A 14,803-nucleotide genomic window follows, 5' to 3' on the forward strand; every position below is an offset into this window, starting at 1 on the left:
TGAAACACACGTTCACGACGCGACGTGGTCCGGCCGGACCACGTCGCAGATGTGTGTTTCGGCCTACGGAAAGTGCCGACTCGCGGGTGGGTCAGAAGTCCATGGCGGGCGGTTCGGCGGTGGCCTTCTCGGGGCCGTCCGCGATCACCGCCTCCGTGGTCAGGAACAGCGCCGCGATCGAGGCGGCGTTCTGCAGGGCGGAGCGGGTGACCTTGGCCGGGTCGATGATGCCCGCGTCCACCAGGTCGACGTAGGTGCCGGTCGCGGCGTCGAGGCCATGGCCCGCGGGCAGCCCCCGCACCCGCTCGGCGACCACCCCGCCCTCCAGCCCGGCGTTGACCGCGATCTGCTTGAGCGGTGCCTCGCACGCGACCCGCACGAGCGCGGCACCGGTGGCCTCGTCCCCGGTCAGCCCCAGGTCGTCGAGCGAGGCGGCGGCCTGGATCAGCGCCACCCCGCCGCCGGCCACGATTCCCTCCTCGACGGCGGCCTTGGCGTTGCGCACGGCGTCCTCGATCCGGTGCTTGCGCTCCTTGAGCTCCACCTCGGTGGCCGCGCCCGCCTTGATCACCGCGACGCCGCCGGCCAGCTTGGCGAGCCGTTCCTGCAGCTTCTCGCGATCGTAGTCGGAGTCGGCCCGCTCGATCTCCGCCCGGATCTGCGCCACGCGCCCGGCGATCTGCTCGGGCGATCCGGCCCCGTCGACGATCGTCGACTCGTCCTTGGTGACGACGACCTTCCGCGCCCGCCCGAGCAGCGGCAGGTCCGCGGCCTCGACGGTCAGCCCGACCTTCTCCGAGACCACCTCGCCGCCGGTGAGGACGGCCATGTCCGCGAGCATCGCCTCCCTCCGGTCGCCGAAGCCCGGCGCCTTCACCGCGACCGAGGAGAACACCCCCTTCAGCTTGTTGACCAGCAGCGTCGCGAGCGCCTCGCCTTCGACGTCCTCGGCGACGACCACCAGCGGGCGGCCGGTCTGCATCACCTTCTCCAGCACCGGGACCAGCGCCGCGACCGAGGAGATCTTCGCGGCGACGAACAGCAGGTACGGATCGTCGAGCTCGACCTCCATCCGCTGCGTGTCGGTGACGAAGTGCGGCGCCAGGTACCCCTTGTCGAACCGCATGCCCTCGGTGTGCTCCAGCTCGAGGCCGAAGGTCTGCGACTCCTCGACCGTGATCACGCCCTCCTTGCCGACCTTGTCCATCGCCTCGGCGATGAGCGCGCCGATCTGCGGGTCCGCCGCGGAAATCGACGCCGTGGCCGCGATCTGCTCCCGGGTCTCCACCTCCCGGGCCGAGGCGAGCAGCCGGGCGGCCACGGCGGCGACGGCCTGCTCGATGCCGCGCTTGAGCGCGAGCGGGTTCGCGCCCGCCGCCACGTTGCGAAGGCCCTCACGGACCAGTGCCTGGGCCAGCACCGTTGCGGTCGTCGTACCGTCGCCTGCCACGTCGTCCGTCTTCTTCGCGACCTCCTTGACCAGCTCGGCGCCGATCCGCTCCCACGGATCGGACAGCTCGATCTCCTTCGCGATCGACACACCGTCGTTGGTGATGGTCGGCGCGCCCCACTTCTTCTCCAGGACGACGTTGCGCCCGCGCGGACCGAGCGTCACCTTCACGGCGTCGGCCAGGGTGTTCATGCCGCGCTCGAGCCCGCGGCGGGCGTCCTCGTCGAATGCGATCTGCTTAGCCATGCGACGCACGGTACACAAACTTGCGTGCACGCATCTATGCGTTCGCGCACTTTTCTCGTAGGCTCGGGTCCATGACCGGACGACGGGAACAGAAGAAGCAGGCCACGCGCGAGGCGCTGAGCGCGGCGGCACTGCGGCTCGCGCTGGACCAGGGGGTGGCGAACGTGCGCGTCGAGGAGATCGCGGACTCGGCGGGGGTGGCCCCGCGGACCTACAACAACTACTTCGCCAGCCGCGAGCAGGCCGTCGCGGCGGCGATCGCGGCCGAGCGGGCACTGCGCGTGGGGGCCGCCCTGCGCGGGCGGCCGGACGGGGAGGAGCTCGCCGCGGCCGTCACCGCCGCGGTGGTCACGCAGTACGTCGACCACGAGCCGGACCAGCGGGTCCTCGCGCTGCTCGCCGGTAGCGACGCCATCCGGGCGGAGTACCTCGACGCCGTCGCGGGTTTCGCCCAGCCGCTCACCGCCGCGCTGGCCGACCGGGCGGGCACGGACCCCGCCGACATCGCGCCCGAGGTGCTCGCGGCGGCGGTCGCCGCCGCGTGCCGGGTCGCGGTGTCCCGCTGGCTCGACCACACCCCGCGGGGCGGCGGCCTGGTGGCGGTCACCGGCCGGCCGCTCGAGGAGCTGCTCCGCGAGGCGCTCGCCCCGCTGGAGCCGGCGCTCACCAGGTGGGCAGGGACGTCGGGTACAGCGTCGTGACGATCTTGCCCCAGAGCTCCATCGCCGGGACCTGCTCGCCGTCCGCGGCGTTGACCATCACGACCACGGAGGCCTTCGCCGACGACAGATAGGTCACGACGTCGCTGTAGCCGAAGATCGACCCGTTGTGGCCGACCCAGTCGCCGAGCTGCGTGATCCCGAGGCCGTACTGGAAACGGACGCCGGTGTCGTTCAGCGGGCCCCAGGTCAGGCGCTCCCGGAAGGTCGCGGGCGACAGCCCCGCACCGGTGCCGAGCTGCGACGCGTACCGCAGCATGTCCGGCACCGTCGAGACGACCGCGCCGGCCGTGTACGGGTAGATCATGTTCGAGCGGGTGACGTCGCGGTCCGGCCCCGGGTCGGTGGGCAGCAGGTAGCCGTGGACGTAGGGCTTCGGCATGTCCGGCGTGGTCGGGAAGCTGGTGGAGGTCAGGCCGCTGCGGCGGGCGAGCCGCTCGATCGTGCGCGGCGCGGGCTCACCGGTCACCTTCTCCATGATCAGGCCCAGGAGCAGGTAGTTCGTGTTCGAGTAATGCGTGACCGTGTCCGGCGCGGCGAGCGGCGCGTGGTCCCGGATGACCTTCAGCGCGGTGTCGTTCGTGTAGCCGGGCAGCAGCGGGTCCTGCTGGTACGGGCCGTAGATCGACGGGTCGTCGGCGTAGTCGTAGAGACCGCTGCGCATGGCGAGCAGGTCGCGGACGGTGATCCGGTCGCCGTTCGGGATGCCGCGGACGTACCTCGACAGCCGGTCGTCGAGGGAGAGCCGGTGCCGGTCCACGAGCTGCAGGACGGCGGTCGCGGTGAACGTCTTGGTGACGCTCGCGATGCGGTAGTGCAGGTCGGGCGTCATCGGGGTGCCCTTGCGGTCCGACGTGCCGTACCCCGCCAGCAGGTTCCCGTTGACCGGGTCGCTGATCCCGACGATCACGCCGGTGACGCCGTTGCCGATGGCGGCCTTCGCGAGGGCGTCGATCCGGCTGCGCAGCGCCGGATCCATCGTGCCCGGTGCGGGCCGCTGCAGGGAGGTGGCGGAGGCCGGGGCGGTGCCGAGGAGCACCGCGCCCACGGCGACCAGCGCGGACAGGACGAGCTTCACACGCACAAGGGCCCCCAGCGAACAGCTCCGCCGATCAACTCCGACGACCACCGACTCGGCCGCGGGGACGCCGCCGTTACCCCGTTCCGGCGAGAACCGGTTCCGGACGAACCGGACCGGGATGCTTGCGCACGGAGAGCAGCACCACCCCGGTGGCCGTGACCAGCGCCCCGACGACCCCGAACACGAGTGCGAGCGGGGTGGCACCGAACGGCTCGCCGAGGACGAGGACGCCCATCGCCCCGGCCGTGACCGGGTCCATCAGGGTGAGCACCGCGAGGGGGGCACCGAGGCCGCCGTCGCGGTAGGCGTGCTGGGCCAGCAGCGTGCCGAGCAGCGCGGCGACGATCATCACGCCGAGCCGGATCGGCCCGAAGTGTCCGAGGAAGAGAGTCTTGGCCGTGGTCGAGGCGACGCCGAAGCACATCGCCGCGCCGAGGGCGTAGCAGATGACCTCGGCGCGCGGCCGGCTGCGGCCGAGGATCACCGCGGCGAGCGTGGCCAGCACGACCAGCCCGGCGACGATCGCGGTGACGGGGACGAACCCCAGCGCGTCCTCGGTCGGGTGGAGTGGGCCGCCCGCGTGGTGCGGCACGGCCGCCAGCACGGCGGGCAGGCCGAGGACCACGCACGCCGCCCCGATCCAGGACCGCCGGCCGACGGGCGTCCGGTGCACCCGGGAGCCGATCACCAGCGCGATCGCGAGGCAGGACACCCCCAGCGGCTGGACGACGACGAGCGGCCCCGCGGCCAGCGCGCACAGGTGCAGCGACGCCCCGACGAGGGTGGCGAGCACCGCGGCCCACCAGCCCCGGCGCCGGGCGAGCCGACCCAGGAGCGCGAGCCCGCCCGCGTCCTCCTGCTTCGACGCCTCCCGCTCCTGCAGCACCGCCGAGATCGCGTAGAACAACGCCGACGCGAGGGCGAGACAGATGGCGGCCGGGATCACAGGACCACGCTAGCCCGACGGAGGGGGTGTTCCACGGCCGCGCCCCTCCCACTTCGCCAAAAGCGATGATCCCGGGCCTAATGTCCTGTTCCATGACCGGCTACTCCGGCACTCCCCTGGCGAAGAAGCTCGGCATCCGGGCGGGCTTCGCGCTCATCGGCGCTCCCTCCGGCTGGGAGATCCCGGACCTGCCACCGGAGGCCGAGCCGGCCGAGGCCACGGACGCCGGGGTGGTGGTCGCCTTCTGCCCGGACCGCGCGGCCCTCGCCGGGGTCCTCGACGACCTCGCCGCCGCGGTCTTCCCCGATCGCGCCCTCTGGATCGCCTGGCCCCGCAAGGCCGGCGGCCACATCAGCGACCTGGACGAGAACGGGATCCGGGAACACGCCCTGCCGGTGGGCCTGGTCGACGTCAAGGTCGCTGCGCTCGACCAGGACTGGTCCGGCCTGAAACTCGTGTGGCGCAAAGAGCTCCGAGTGGTTGCGGCCACACGGAAGGCGTGACCGGGGTGCCGTCGGGGCGTTGGGTCCGTATGACGCGTCCTGTCGCCGGAGTCGGTTTCGCCCTGCTCACGGTCCTCCTGCTCGCCGGCTGCGGCGGCACCGCCTCCCCGGCCACCACGTCGACGACGGCGGTGGCCACCCCGCCCGTGACGACCGCCACCAAGCCCTCCGCGGCCGCGGGAGCGACCAGCTGGACGATGCCGAACCTGGTCGGGTCGAACCTCCAGGACGCGCAGAACGCGATCCAGCACCTGACCGGCTTCGCCATCTCCCTCACGCACTCCCACGACGCCACCGGCCGCGGCCGCCACCAGGTCCTCGACCGGAACTGGAAGGTGTGCGACCAGAACGTGCCCGCCGGCCGGACGATCACGACGGGGACGTCGATCGACTTCGGCGCGGTCCAGCTCGACGAGACCTGCCGAACGTCGTGAGTGCGGATAGTCGCTCCGGCGACTATCCGCCCTCACGGGGTGGGGTCAGCGGCGGCGGAGGGTGTCGAGGCTGTAGCGGCCCCCGCCGAAGGCGCAGAGCAGCAGGAAGATCCAGCTGTAGAGGGCGGCGGGCTCGCCCAGGTTGAGCAGCGGGTTCCAGCCCGCCGGGGCGTGCATCAGGAAGTAGGCGCCCGCCATCAGGCCGGAGAGCAGGAAGCCGGCGATCCGGGTGCAGAGGCCCACCGCGACGAGCACCGCGCCGGCCACCTGGAGCACGCTCACCCACCAGTACGCGGACCCCACCGGGAGCCCGGCACCGTGGCCGTCGACCCCGCCGAAGGCACCGAAGCCCATGACGGCGTGCAGCAGGTACAGGAACCCGACGACGACGCGGAACGCCAGCAGCACCACGTCCGGTGCGGCTCGACGAGCGGTGGCGGTGGTATCGGTACGGATGTCCAGTGCGGTCATGTCTGCCTCCCCGTGGGCGGAACATCGTCTCGGGAAGGTGGACCGGGCGGGAGCCCGGAAGTCATCGGGCGGCGGGAGAATCGCAGGTCAGACGGCGTAGGGCTCGGACCGCCGGGGGATCCGCGAGCGAGCCGAGGCGCGTCCGGGCGAGGGTGCCGGCGCCGGCCGGGCCCGCCGGGACCCGACGAGCGCGAGCCCCGCCCGCAGGGCGCTGGCGGCGTCGAACGTGGCGTCGTGCGCGGCGCGGCTGATCGCCGTGAAGGTGGCGTAGCCGTGGATCAGCCCCGCGAACCGGCGGGCGACGACCGGCACCCCGCACTCGCGCAAACGCTCGGCCAGCTCCTCGCCCTCGTCCCGCAGCGGGTCGAAGCCGGCGGTGGCCAGGTAGACGGGCGGCATGGCGGAGAGGTCCTCGGCACGCAGGATGGCGCCGCGGGCGTCGTCCGTGGGCACGCCCTCGGGCAGGTACATCGACTCCAGCTCGAGCAGGTACTCCGCGGTGATCCCGAACCCGGTGCCGAACGTGACGCGCGATCCCCCGCGGCGCTCGGCGTCCGTGGCCGGGTAGAGGGCCACGACGAAGGCCGGCGGCTGCTCGGTGGCCTCGTGCGCCACGACGAGGGCGAGATTGGCCCCCGCGCTGTCCCCGCCGACCGCGACCAGGCCCGGATCGGCGCCGAGGCCCTCGGCGTGCGCGCGGGCGTAGCGGTAGGCGGCGATGGCGTCGTCGAGCGCGGCAGGGTAGGGGTGTTCGGGGGCGAGCCGGTACTCCACCGAGAGCACCCGCACGCCCGCCTGCGCGGCGAGCAGCCGGCACAGCGGGTCGGCCGAGGCGATGCTGCCGAGCACGAACCCGCCGCCGTGGAAGTAGACGAGCAGGCCGGACGGCCCGTCCAGGCCCGGCGGGACGTACAGCCGGGCGGGGATCGCCCCGTCCGCGCCGGGCACGGTCAGGTCGCGGACCACGACGTCGTCGAACAGGCCCTCGGCCACCAGCTCGGCGGCGACGTCCGCCTGCCGGCGCTGCTCGTCGAGCGCGGCCTGGCCGACGGGCGCGGCCCGGGAGAGGAGCTCGCCGGCCCGGTTCAGCAGCTGGAGGTCCAGATCGAGCAGCTGCCCGTCGAGGCGCACCGCGCGCCCCGCGAGCAGGCGTTTGACCGGCCTCGGGAGGCCGAAGAGAGCCCGGAGCGCGAGCCGGAGGAGCCGGACCCGCAGGGAGCGCGCGATCACTCCCCCAGGTTACGCCCGAGTAGCTTTCACGAGAATGTGTAGCGCAACACCGGGAGCATGGCGTCCGGATCGGTGCGCGACTCCCCGTCCGCGACGCAGGCCGCGAGCTCCTTCCCCAGCCCCGCCGCGTCGATCCCGGAACCGATCAGCACCAGGCTCGTGCGCCGCGGCTCCCCAGCCGGCCAGCGCGTCTTCCGGAACCGGACGTACCGGCCCACCGTGTGCAGCACGTACCGCTCGCGATGCCCGGGCACCCCGAACGCGACGATCCCCTTGACCCGGTAGACCCCCGCCGGGCGCCCGTCGAGCAGGTCGCGCAGCCGCTGGGGGTCCATCGGCTCGTCGGAGGTGAAGGACACGCTGTCGTAGGCGGCGTGCAGATGGTCCGCGTGGTCGGTTCGCTCGCCCAACATCAGCTGCCGCCCCGGAACGACCTCGATGTCGAAGAGCAGCCGCGGATCGACGTCCCCGTGGGTGGCCGGCACGATCGGCGCCGTCGCGTTGGCCTCCCGCAGCAGCCGCCGCACCCGCCAGACCTTGCCCGGGTCGACCCGGTCCACCTTGTTCAGCACGAGCAGGTCGGCGAGACCCACGTGCTTCTCCAGCTGCGGGTGCCGGCGCGAGGTGGCCTCGTACTCGGCGGCGTCGATGACCTCGATCAGCCCGCCGAACACCAGGTGCGGGTTCGCGGCCTCGAGCACGAGCTGGACGAGCGTGCCCGGCTCGGCGATCCCGCTGGCCTCGATGACGATGACGTCGAGCTCGTCGCGGCGCCGCGACAGCCGCTCCAGCAGCGGCGCGACGCCCTCCTCGCCGACCGCGCAGCAGAGGCAGCCGTTGCCGAGCGACACCATCGCGTCCGCGCCACCGACCAGCATCGCGTCGATCCCGACGGCGCCGAAGTCGTTGACCACCACGCCGATCCGGGCGTCGAGGGAGTTGCCGAGGAGATGGTTGAGCAGCGTCGTCTTGCCGGAGCCGAGGAACCCGGCGACGACGACCACCGGGATCCTCCGCACCGCCTTAGAACTACCAGGCGGGACCGCTGCGGCAGGATGGGGGCATGGCACAGGTGACCGCGACCGCCGAACGTATCGTCCCCGCACCCGTCGACAAGGTCCTCGGGGCCGTCGCCGACTACGCGCAGACCCGTCCCAGGATCCTCACCGAGCAGTACAGCGACTACGCCGTGCTCTCCGGGGGGCAGGGCGAGGGCACCTCGGCCACGTGGAAGCTCGCCGCGACCTCGAAGCGCACCCGGCACGTGAAGGCCGACATCACCCAGCCGACCCCGGACACCGTCGTCGAGTCCGACGAGAACTCCTCCATGGTGACGACGTGGCGGGTCACCCCGGCCGGCGAGGGCGCCAGCACCGTCTCGATCACCACCACATGGAACGGCGCGGGCGGCATCGGGGGTTTCTTCGAGCGCACCTTCGCGCCGAAGGGGCTGGCCCGGATCCACAGCGGCGTGCTCGACAAGCTGGAGAGCGTGGTCCGTGGCTGAGTCCGTGGGTGACGGGGTGATCGCCGTCGCCGGCGAGGCACTGGTCGACGTCGTCCCCGCACCCGCCGAGGGCTACTTCGAGTTCGCGCCCGGGGGCAGCCCCGCCAACGTCGCCGTCGGGCTGGCCCGGCTCGGCGTTCCCGCGCGGATGCTCGCGCGGCTGGGCACGGACCTCCTCGGCCGCCGGCTGCGCGCCCACCTCGCGGACAACGGCGTCGACCTGACCCACGTGGTCGAGGCGACCGAGCAGTCGTCGCTCGCCCTGGTCGAGGTCGACGCGGCGGGGGTGGCGGACTACGACTTCCGGATCGACGGCACCGCGGACTGGCAGTGGACGGCGGCCGAGCTGGCCGGGGCGCTGGACGGCCCGGTCGTCGCCGTCCACTCGGGATCGCTGGCGCTCACCCAGGAGCCCGGGGCGGCCGCGCTGCGGGGTCTGCTGCGGTCGGCCACCGGCAGCGCGACGGTGAGCTACGACCCGAACTGCCGGCCGCGCCTGATGGGCTCCGCGGCCGACGTACTGCGCGGCGTGTACGAGATGCTCGAGGTCGCGGACGTCGTCAAGGTCGGGGACGAGGACCTGCGCTGGCTGCTGCCGGACCGGGAACCCGGCGAGGTGCTCGACGACTGGTCGTCCCGCGGGCCCGCGCTGGTCGCGATCACCCTCGGCGCCGAGGGCGTCATCGCCGCCACGGGCGCCGGGTTGCGGACCAGCCAGCCGGGGCGCGCGGTCGAGGTGATCGACACCGTCGGCGCCGGGGACAGCTTCTCCGCCGCGCTCCTCGCCGGTCTGCACTCGCGCGGCCTGCTCGGCGCGGCCAGCCGGAAGGCGTTGCGGGACATCGAGGCCCTCGTGCTCGACGAGGTGCTCGAGGAGGCCGTGACCGCCTCGGCGATCACGTGCTCGCGGCGGGGGGCGCAACCGCCCACCGCCGCGGACCTGCGGGACCTGCTCGGCTGAACGCCTCCCGTGGACGGCTCCTCCCGCGGACGGCTCCTCCCGTGGACGGCGACGAGGGCTCCCCAGTCATCGCCGCCGTCCACGAGGCCGCGGGCAGCGGGACGGCCCCAGTTCCTTAACGCCCCGCTGCCCACGAGTCCGTGGGGACTCAGGTCGTGCTGCCCGCCGTCCCCGCGCCGGACGCGGCAGGAGTGGACGCGGACGGGGTGGACGCGGACGGGCCCGTGGCCGGGACCGAGCCGGTCGGCGGGGTGACCGCGGGGTCCGGCGCCGGGTCGGAGCCGGCCGTCGCACCCTGGTCGCTCCCCGTCGCGGGTGCCGCCGGGTCGGCGGCAGGCGCGGTCGGGTCGGCGGGCGCCACCGGGTCAGTGGCCGTGGCCGGAGTCGGGGCCGGGTCCTGGATCTGGTCCAGCGGTCGCGGCGCGCGGTCCGGGTGGAGCTGCGACTGGCCGGTCGCCGGCTCGCCCGGGCCGAGGGACAGCTGCGCGGGCTCGCTCTCCGGCAGCGCCCACTGCTTGGCCCAGTCCATGTGCATCGCCGTGGGACCGCCCGCGGGTCGGAAGTAGTCGAGCTGCATGGTCATGTTCATCGCGCCGGGCGGGAAGTGGCTGGTGTCGGTGGAGGAGAACCACTCCTTGCCGTTGACGAACCCGGTGATCTTCTCCGGCGTCCACTCCAGCGCGTAGGCGGTCCACTCGGTGGAGTCCTGCTTCACCGAGCCGTACTCCTGGTCGTTGTTCGCGCCGTAGTGCAGGAAGAAGCTGGTCTCCTGCCGGTCGTCGGACATGATCTCCATCCAGTCGACCTCGCCGCCGACCGGCCAGTCCTCCTTGACCGGCCAGAGCAGGAAGAGCGCGTTGTAGCCGCCCGCGCCGGGATCGGCCTTCACGCAGCCCTCCCAGCGGCCGTACTTCTGGCCGGGGTGCCAGCTGATCGCGCCGGTGTTGCCCTCCTCGTCGCCCGAGATCGTGACCGCCCCGTCCTCGACCGTGACCGCGTCGGGCGAGCGGGTGCCGTCCTCCATGTGTCCCGGTTCGGGACCGTAGGCGTGCCAGTCGGGCGGGAGGGTGGTGCCGTCGAAGTCGGACTCACGGGTCGGCGGGCCCCATTTCAGCGAGTCGCCCGCGGTGGTGTCGCAGTGCGACTCCGTCTGTCCCGCAACGGCTTTCCCGGCCACGGCCTGACCTCCACCGGCCTGCGCCGCGCCGGCCCGGGCCGGCTGACCCGCACCTGCCTGCACCGGGGCGGTCTGGGTGCCGGGGGCGCTCCCGGTGGCCGCGAAGGCGGGGGTGGCGGTGAGCGCGACGAGCGCGCAGCCGCTCACCGCGACGGCCAGCGTTCGCGACAGAACGGTCTTTCGCATCGTTCGCACCTCTCGTCACATCAGCCTCAGGACTGCGCTCATTTCACCGCAGATCGTGAGCAATGCGAGCGCTGCCACCCCAACGAGTGGCCCCCGAACGTGCCGGAACCTGACGGAGACGGGTCACGCCGTCACGGCTCGTGACCACTTTCCGACTACGAGACGTGACAGCCACCGTGCCGGCCGGGAGACTGGGCCCGTGTCCCGACCCGCGCTCGCCACCGCCCACGACCTGGCTCCCCACCCCGAGGGCGGCTGGTACCGGCGCACCTGGACCTCCCCAGTCACGGTCGAGACCGACCACGGACCGCGACCGACCGCGACGGCGATCCTGTACCTGCTCGACGCGGAGTCACGATGGCACCGGGTTCGCTCGGCGGAGCTGTGGCTGTGGCACTCCGGCTCCCCGGTCGCGCTCCGCACCGGCGGGACGGGCCCCGCCCCCGCCGGCCCCCTGGAACGGTTCCTCGGCCCGGAGCTCCCCCAGATCGAGGTCCCCGCGCACCACTGGCAGGCCGCAACCCTCCTGGGTCCCGAACCCGCCCTGGTCTCCTGCGTGGTCTCCCCCGGCTTCGACTTCGCCGATTTCGAGCTCGCCTGAGCCGAGCGCGCCCGTCGTGATCGACCTCTGTGTCCGCCCAGCCGCCGTTCCCGGCGGCGTTCGGACACAGAGGTCGATCACCGACGTCCCTTTTGCCGCTTTCCTCGGGCCACTACGGTCGAGCCCATGACCGTCGACCCCGTACCCGAGGACCTCGACGACCGCCGCCGCGCCGCCCAGCAGCAGCTGGAACGCGCCGTGGGCGAGGGCCGCCTGACCCTCGACGAGTTCACCGACCGGGCCGGCACCGTCTGGGCCGCGGGATCGGGCGCCGAGATCGAGCGCACCCTCTCCGACCTGCCCGTCCCGGTCGTGGGCGGCACGCAGCCGGGCCGCTCCACGCTCATCGGCGTGATCGGCGACGTCACGCGCCGGGGCCGCTGGACCCTCCGCCGCCGCACCACGGCGGTCCTGCTCATCGGCGACGTCGACCTGGACCTGCGCACGGCCGTCGTCGAGCAGGGCGACGAGCCGGTGGTGATCGACACCTGGACGGTGATCGGCGACGTCACGGTCACCGTGCCGGACGGCGTGGAGGTCGAGACCGGCGGCTTCACCCTGCTCGGCGACCGCAAGCTCGACCTCGCGCCGGTCCCCCGGGTCCCCGGCACCCCCCTGGTCCGGGTCCGCGTCTGGTCCCTGATCGGCGACGTGTCGGTCCGAAGCGCCTGACCCGCCGCGCTGTCCCCCCGGCGCTGTCCCCCCGCCGCGTTATGGAGCCACAACTGTCGTTTTCGAGGCCCGGAACGACAGTTGTGGCTCCATAACGCCGGGTCAGGTGAGGAGGGACTCGGCCGCGCGGGTGTTGCGGACGCGGTCCGCGGGGACGCCGCACAGGGCGGCTCTCGTGCAGCCGTTGTCTAGCCAGTCCAGCTGGCCCGGGGCGTGGGCGTCCGTGTCGATCGTGAACTCGCAGCCCGCCTCCACCGCCAGGCGGAGCAGGCGTTTCGGCGGGTCCAGCCGCTCCGGCCGCGAGTTGATCTCCACCGCGGTGCCGTACTCGGCGCAGGCGGCGAACACCGCCTTCGCGTCGAACTCCGACTCCGGGCGCGACCGCTTGCCCGTGACCATCCGGCCCGTGCAGTGGCCGAGGACGTCGACGTGGGGGTTCGCGATCGCCGTCAGCATCCGCTCGGTCATCTCGGCGTGCGGCATCCGCAGCTTGGAGTGCACGCTCGCCACCACGACGTCGAGCTGCGAGAGCAGCTCCTCGTCCTGGTCCAGCGCGCCGTCGTCGAGGATGTCCACCTCGATGCCCGTGAGTACCCGGAAGCCCGTGAGCCCCTCGTTCAACGACGCGATCTGCTCCAGCTGCGCCCGCAGCCGTTCCGGTGACAACCCGTTGGCGACGGTCAGGCGCGGCGAGTGGTCCGTGATCACCAGGTACTCGTGGCCGAGGGTGATGGCGGTCTCGACCATCTCCCAGAGCGGGGAACCGCCGTCGGACTGGTCCGTGTGGCTGTGGCAGTCGCCGCGCAGCGCGGCCCGCAGGTCCGCCGCCTCCTGCCCGATCTCGACGCCCTCGGTCGCCTCGAGCCGCCGCAGGTAGACGGGCACCTCCCCGGCCAGGGACTCCTCGACGCAGCGCGCGGTGACCTCACCGACGCCCTTGACCTTCTTCAGGTCGAGCGTGGCGAGGTCCTTCCCGCGCCCCACCTCCGCACGCAGCGCGGCCGCGGCGGTGCGGAAGGCCCGGACCCGGTAGGTCGACTCATGGGCGCGTTCCAGCAGGAACGCGATCCGTCGCAGATCGGCCACCGGGTCTCTGACGTCCACGCCCCCATCCTGCCCCGTGAGTGGCGATAGTCGTCATAGCGACCATCAGCACTCACGAGTGCCGCTCACGGCGGGGTCAGAGTGCGGCGGAGATCCGGGCCGCCTCGGCGGAGATCCGGCCGTGCAGGAGGCCGAAGGTGAAGCCGTTCTCACCCTCCGCGTGGGCCCGGGCGCCGAGGTCCCGCAGCGCCCCGAGCGCGACGACGGCGTCCTGGTGGGCGCCGAGCTGCTTCTGCACCCTCTTGAGCCGGCCAGTCTTTCCGCCCGTCACCTCGAGCGCGTAGCGCAGCCGCTTGGCCGCCTTGCGGGCGTCGTGGATCCCCTCGCCCGATCGCGCGGCCCGCAGCCGCCGGTCGAAACGCCGGCGCGCCTTCCGCTCCAGGGCAGCGAGCCCGCCGCGCGCACGGGGGTTCGCGACCGGCGGGTCCTGCAGGAACCGCTCCAGCGCGCCGCGCAGCGCCGCGTACCGTGCCCCGTCGAGGGCCTCCAGCATCGCGGCCCGCGCCTCGGCCCGCGAGCGGGCGAAGTGCCGCGTGACCTGCGCCCGGACGGGCCCGAGCACCAGCTCCGGGGGCAGCCCGGCGATCTCGCGGCCGATCCGCTCCTCCAGCACCTCCAGGTCGCGGGAGGGGGCGAGCACCTGGCCGAGCCAGCGCAGCTCCGCGACCAGCCCGCCGGTCCGGACCGGGTCGAGGATCGGGCGGTAGGCCTGCAGGGCACTGCGGATCCGGCGGGCCGACACGCGCAGCTGGTGCACCGCGTCGTACTCGTCGCGGCGGGCCCGGATGTCCTCGGCGGCGAGGACGTCGACGTGGCGGGCCACGTAGGCCAGCACCGGACCGCCCGGGTGCTTCCTCCTCAGCGTCGCGCGCTCCGGGCGCGGCGCGGCGGCCTCCCGAAGGAGCCGGTCGAGCTCCGCCTCGGCGTCGCCGCCGGTGGGCGTCGCGCCGGTCTCGCCGAGCGCGTCCGCCAGGGCGCCGCCGAGGCCGGCGGGGGCCACGAGCGTGAGCCGGACGGCCGTCTCGGTCCAGTTCTCCAGGCGGGCCGCGGCCCCGAAGGTGGCGAGCTGGACCTCGTCGCGGGTCAGCGTCGCCGTCTCGCGTCGGCGGCCGTCGCGCAGTACCTGCTCGTGGCGGACCCGGCGGATCCGGCCCACGGGCCCCACCGGGGCTCCGCGCAGCACGCCGTGGACGACGTCGAGCAGCTCGGCGGGCAGGTCCGGGTCCACCCCGGGAGCAGGCCGCTCGAGCCGCTCGCCGTCGACGGCGTCGGGCAGGTCGAGGCGCCAGACCGCCCGCTCGTCCGTGCGGTGGATCGCGAGCACGATCCCGGAGGTGGCGAGCCGCAGGTCGGCGGTGTCGTACCGCTCGAGCTCGACGACCCGCGGCGCGGCGTCCTCGACGGTCGTGGCTCCCCGGATCCCGGTCAGGCGGGGCGCCCCCGCCTCGGCGGGTGCCCGGTAGGTCTCGGTGTTCTCGCGGACAGAGGTGTGAGTGGGGGCAGACATAGGGGGTG

Annotated in this window: 16 protein-coding genes; 7 read left to right on the plus strand and 9 right to left on the minus strand. The window is 73.5% G+C overall.

Translation table 11 applies throughout. From position 1 onward, the window contains the following. Nucleotides 1–91 precede the first annotated feature (91 nt). On the minus strand, nucleotides 92–1,696 hold the full coding sequence (gene groL / locus ABD324_RS23790) for a chaperonin GroEL (RefSeq protein WP_344421130.1): 1,605 nt from the start codon (nucleotides 1,694–1,696) through the stop codon (nucleotides 92–94). Between the two features lie 71 nt (nucleotides 1,697–1,767). Between groL and ABD324_RS23795 the strand changes: the two genes are divergently transcribed. Next, nucleotides 1,768–2,397: an acyl-CoA-like ligand-binding transcription factor gene (locus ABD324_RS23795; RefSeq protein WP_344421132.1), complete on the plus strand. Its 630-nt coding sequence runs from the start codon at nucleotides 1,768–1,770 to the stop codon at nucleotides 2,395–2,397. Here ABD324_RS23795 and ABD324_RS23800 read toward each other — a convergent pair. Both ABD324_RS23800 and ABD324_RS23805 read right to left on the minus strand, forming a co-directional pair. After that, on the minus strand, nucleotides 2,360–3,493 hold the full coding sequence (locus ABD324_RS23800) for a serine hydrolase domain-containing protein (protein WP_344421135.1): 1,134 nt from the start codon (nucleotides 3,491–3,493) through the stop codon (nucleotides 2,360–2,362). The genes ABD324_RS23795 and ABD324_RS23800 overlap by 38 nt on opposite strands. Before the next feature lie 76 nt (nucleotides 3,494–3,569). Continuing rightward, nucleotides 3,570–4,442, minus strand: a complete 873-nt coding sequence (locus ABD324_RS23805) for a DMT family transporter (protein ID WP_344421138.1) — start codon at nucleotides 4,440–4,442, stop codon at nucleotides 3,570–3,572. 92 nt (nucleotides 4,443–4,534) lie between these two features. On the opposite strand from ABD324_RS23805, the gene ABD324_RS23810 reads away from it, so the two are divergent. Further along, a complete protein-coding gene (locus ABD324_RS23810; RefSeq protein ID WP_344421141.1) occupies nucleotides 4,535–4,945 on the plus strand; it encodes a DUF3052 domain-containing protein in 411 nt (136 codons plus the stop codon). 29 nt (nucleotides 4,946–4,974) lie between these two features. Further along, entirely contained in the window at nucleotides 4,975–5,379 is a 405-nt protein-coding gene (locus tag ABD324_RS23815; protein ID WP_344421144.1) for a PASTA domain-containing protein, read from the plus strand. 45 nt (nucleotides 5,380–5,424) lie between these two features. Here the strand turns inward: ABD324_RS23815 and ABD324_RS23820 are convergent, their stop codons facing one another. From ABD324_RS23820 to ABD324_RS23830, 3 genes are all read right to left on the minus strand, one after another. Next, nucleotides 5,425–5,850, minus strand: a complete 426-nt coding sequence (locus ABD324_RS23820; RefSeq protein ID WP_344421146.1) for a DoxX family protein — start codon at nucleotides 5,848–5,850, stop codon at nucleotides 5,425–5,427. 87 nt (nucleotides 5,851–5,937) lie between these two features. After that, nucleotides 5,938–7,080 (minus strand): alpha/beta hydrolase, encoded by a 1,143-nt coding sequence (locus ABD324_RS23825; protein WP_344421149.1) that lies wholly within the window; start codon nucleotides 7,078–7,080, stop codon nucleotides 5,938–5,940. Between the two features lie 26 nt (nucleotides 7,081–7,106). Beyond that, nucleotides 7,107–8,084 carry a CobW family GTP-binding protein gene (locus ABD324_RS23830; protein WP_344421152.1) on the minus strand — a complete coding sequence of 326 codons (978 nt, stop codon included), beginning with the start codon at nucleotides 8,082–8,084 and terminating at the stop codon, nucleotides 7,107–7,109. Nucleotides 8,085–8,143: 59 nt separating this feature from the next. On the opposite strand from ABD324_RS23830, the gene ABD324_RS23835 reads away from it, so the two are divergent. Further along, entirely contained in the window at nucleotides 8,144–8,587 is a 444-nt protein-coding gene (locus ABD324_RS23835) for an SRPBCC family protein (protein WP_344421155.1), read from the plus strand. After that, nucleotides 8,580–9,548: a carbohydrate kinase family protein gene (locus ABD324_RS23840; RefSeq protein ID WP_344421158.1), complete on the plus strand. Its 969-nt coding sequence runs from the start codon at nucleotides 8,580–8,582 to the stop codon at nucleotides 9,546–9,548. Before ABD324_RS23835 ends, ABD324_RS23840 begins: the two co-directional genes overlap by 8 nt. Nucleotides 9,549–9,696: 148 nt before the next feature. Here ABD324_RS23840 and ABD324_RS23845 read toward each other — a convergent pair whose 3' ends face one another. Continuing rightward, a complete protein-coding gene (locus ABD324_RS23845) occupies nucleotides 9,697–10,911 on the minus strand; it encodes a glycoside hydrolase family 16 protein (protein ID WP_344421161.1) in 1,215 nt (404 codons plus the stop codon). Between the two features lie 199 nt (nucleotides 10,912–11,110). Between ABD324_RS23845 and ABD324_RS23850 the strand changes: the two genes are divergently transcribed. Both ABD324_RS23850 and ABD324_RS23855 read left to right on the plus strand, forming a co-directional pair. After that, nucleotides 11,111–11,512, plus strand: coding sequence for a cupin domain-containing protein (locus tag ABD324_RS23850; protein WP_344421164.1), 402 nt, complete (start codon nucleotides 11,111–11,113; stop codon nucleotides 11,510–11,512). Nucleotides 11,513–11,638: 126 nt separating this feature from the next. Further along, on the plus strand, nucleotides 11,639–12,184 hold the full coding sequence (locus ABD324_RS23855; RefSeq protein WP_344421167.1) for a DUF1707 SHOCT-like domain-containing protein: 546 nt from the start codon (nucleotides 11,639–11,641) through the stop codon (nucleotides 12,182–12,184). A 102-nt stretch (nucleotides 12,185–12,286) separates the two neighbouring features. Here the strand turns inward: ABD324_RS23855 and ABD324_RS23860 are convergent, their stop codons facing one another. Next, nucleotides 12,287–13,288 (minus strand): PHP domain-containing protein, encoded by a 1,002-nt coding sequence (locus tag ABD324_RS23860; RefSeq protein WP_344421170.1) that lies wholly within the window; start codon nucleotides 13,286–13,288, stop codon nucleotides 12,287–12,289. A gap of 76 nt (nucleotides 13,289–13,364) precedes the next feature. After that, on the minus strand, nucleotides 13,365–14,795 hold the full coding sequence (locus ABD324_RS23865; RefSeq protein ID WP_344421172.1) for a CYTH and CHAD domain-containing protein: 1,431 nt from the start codon (nucleotides 14,793–14,795) through the stop codon (nucleotides 13,365–13,367). Nucleotides 14,796–14,803 lie beyond the last annotated feature (8 nt).

Source organism: Pseudonocardia ailaonensis (assembly GCF_039531635.1).
In the GTDB taxonomy this organism is placed as follows: domain Bacteria; phylum Actinomycetota; class Actinomycetes; order Mycobacteriales; family Pseudonocardiaceae; genus Pseudonocardia; species Pseudonocardia ailaonensis.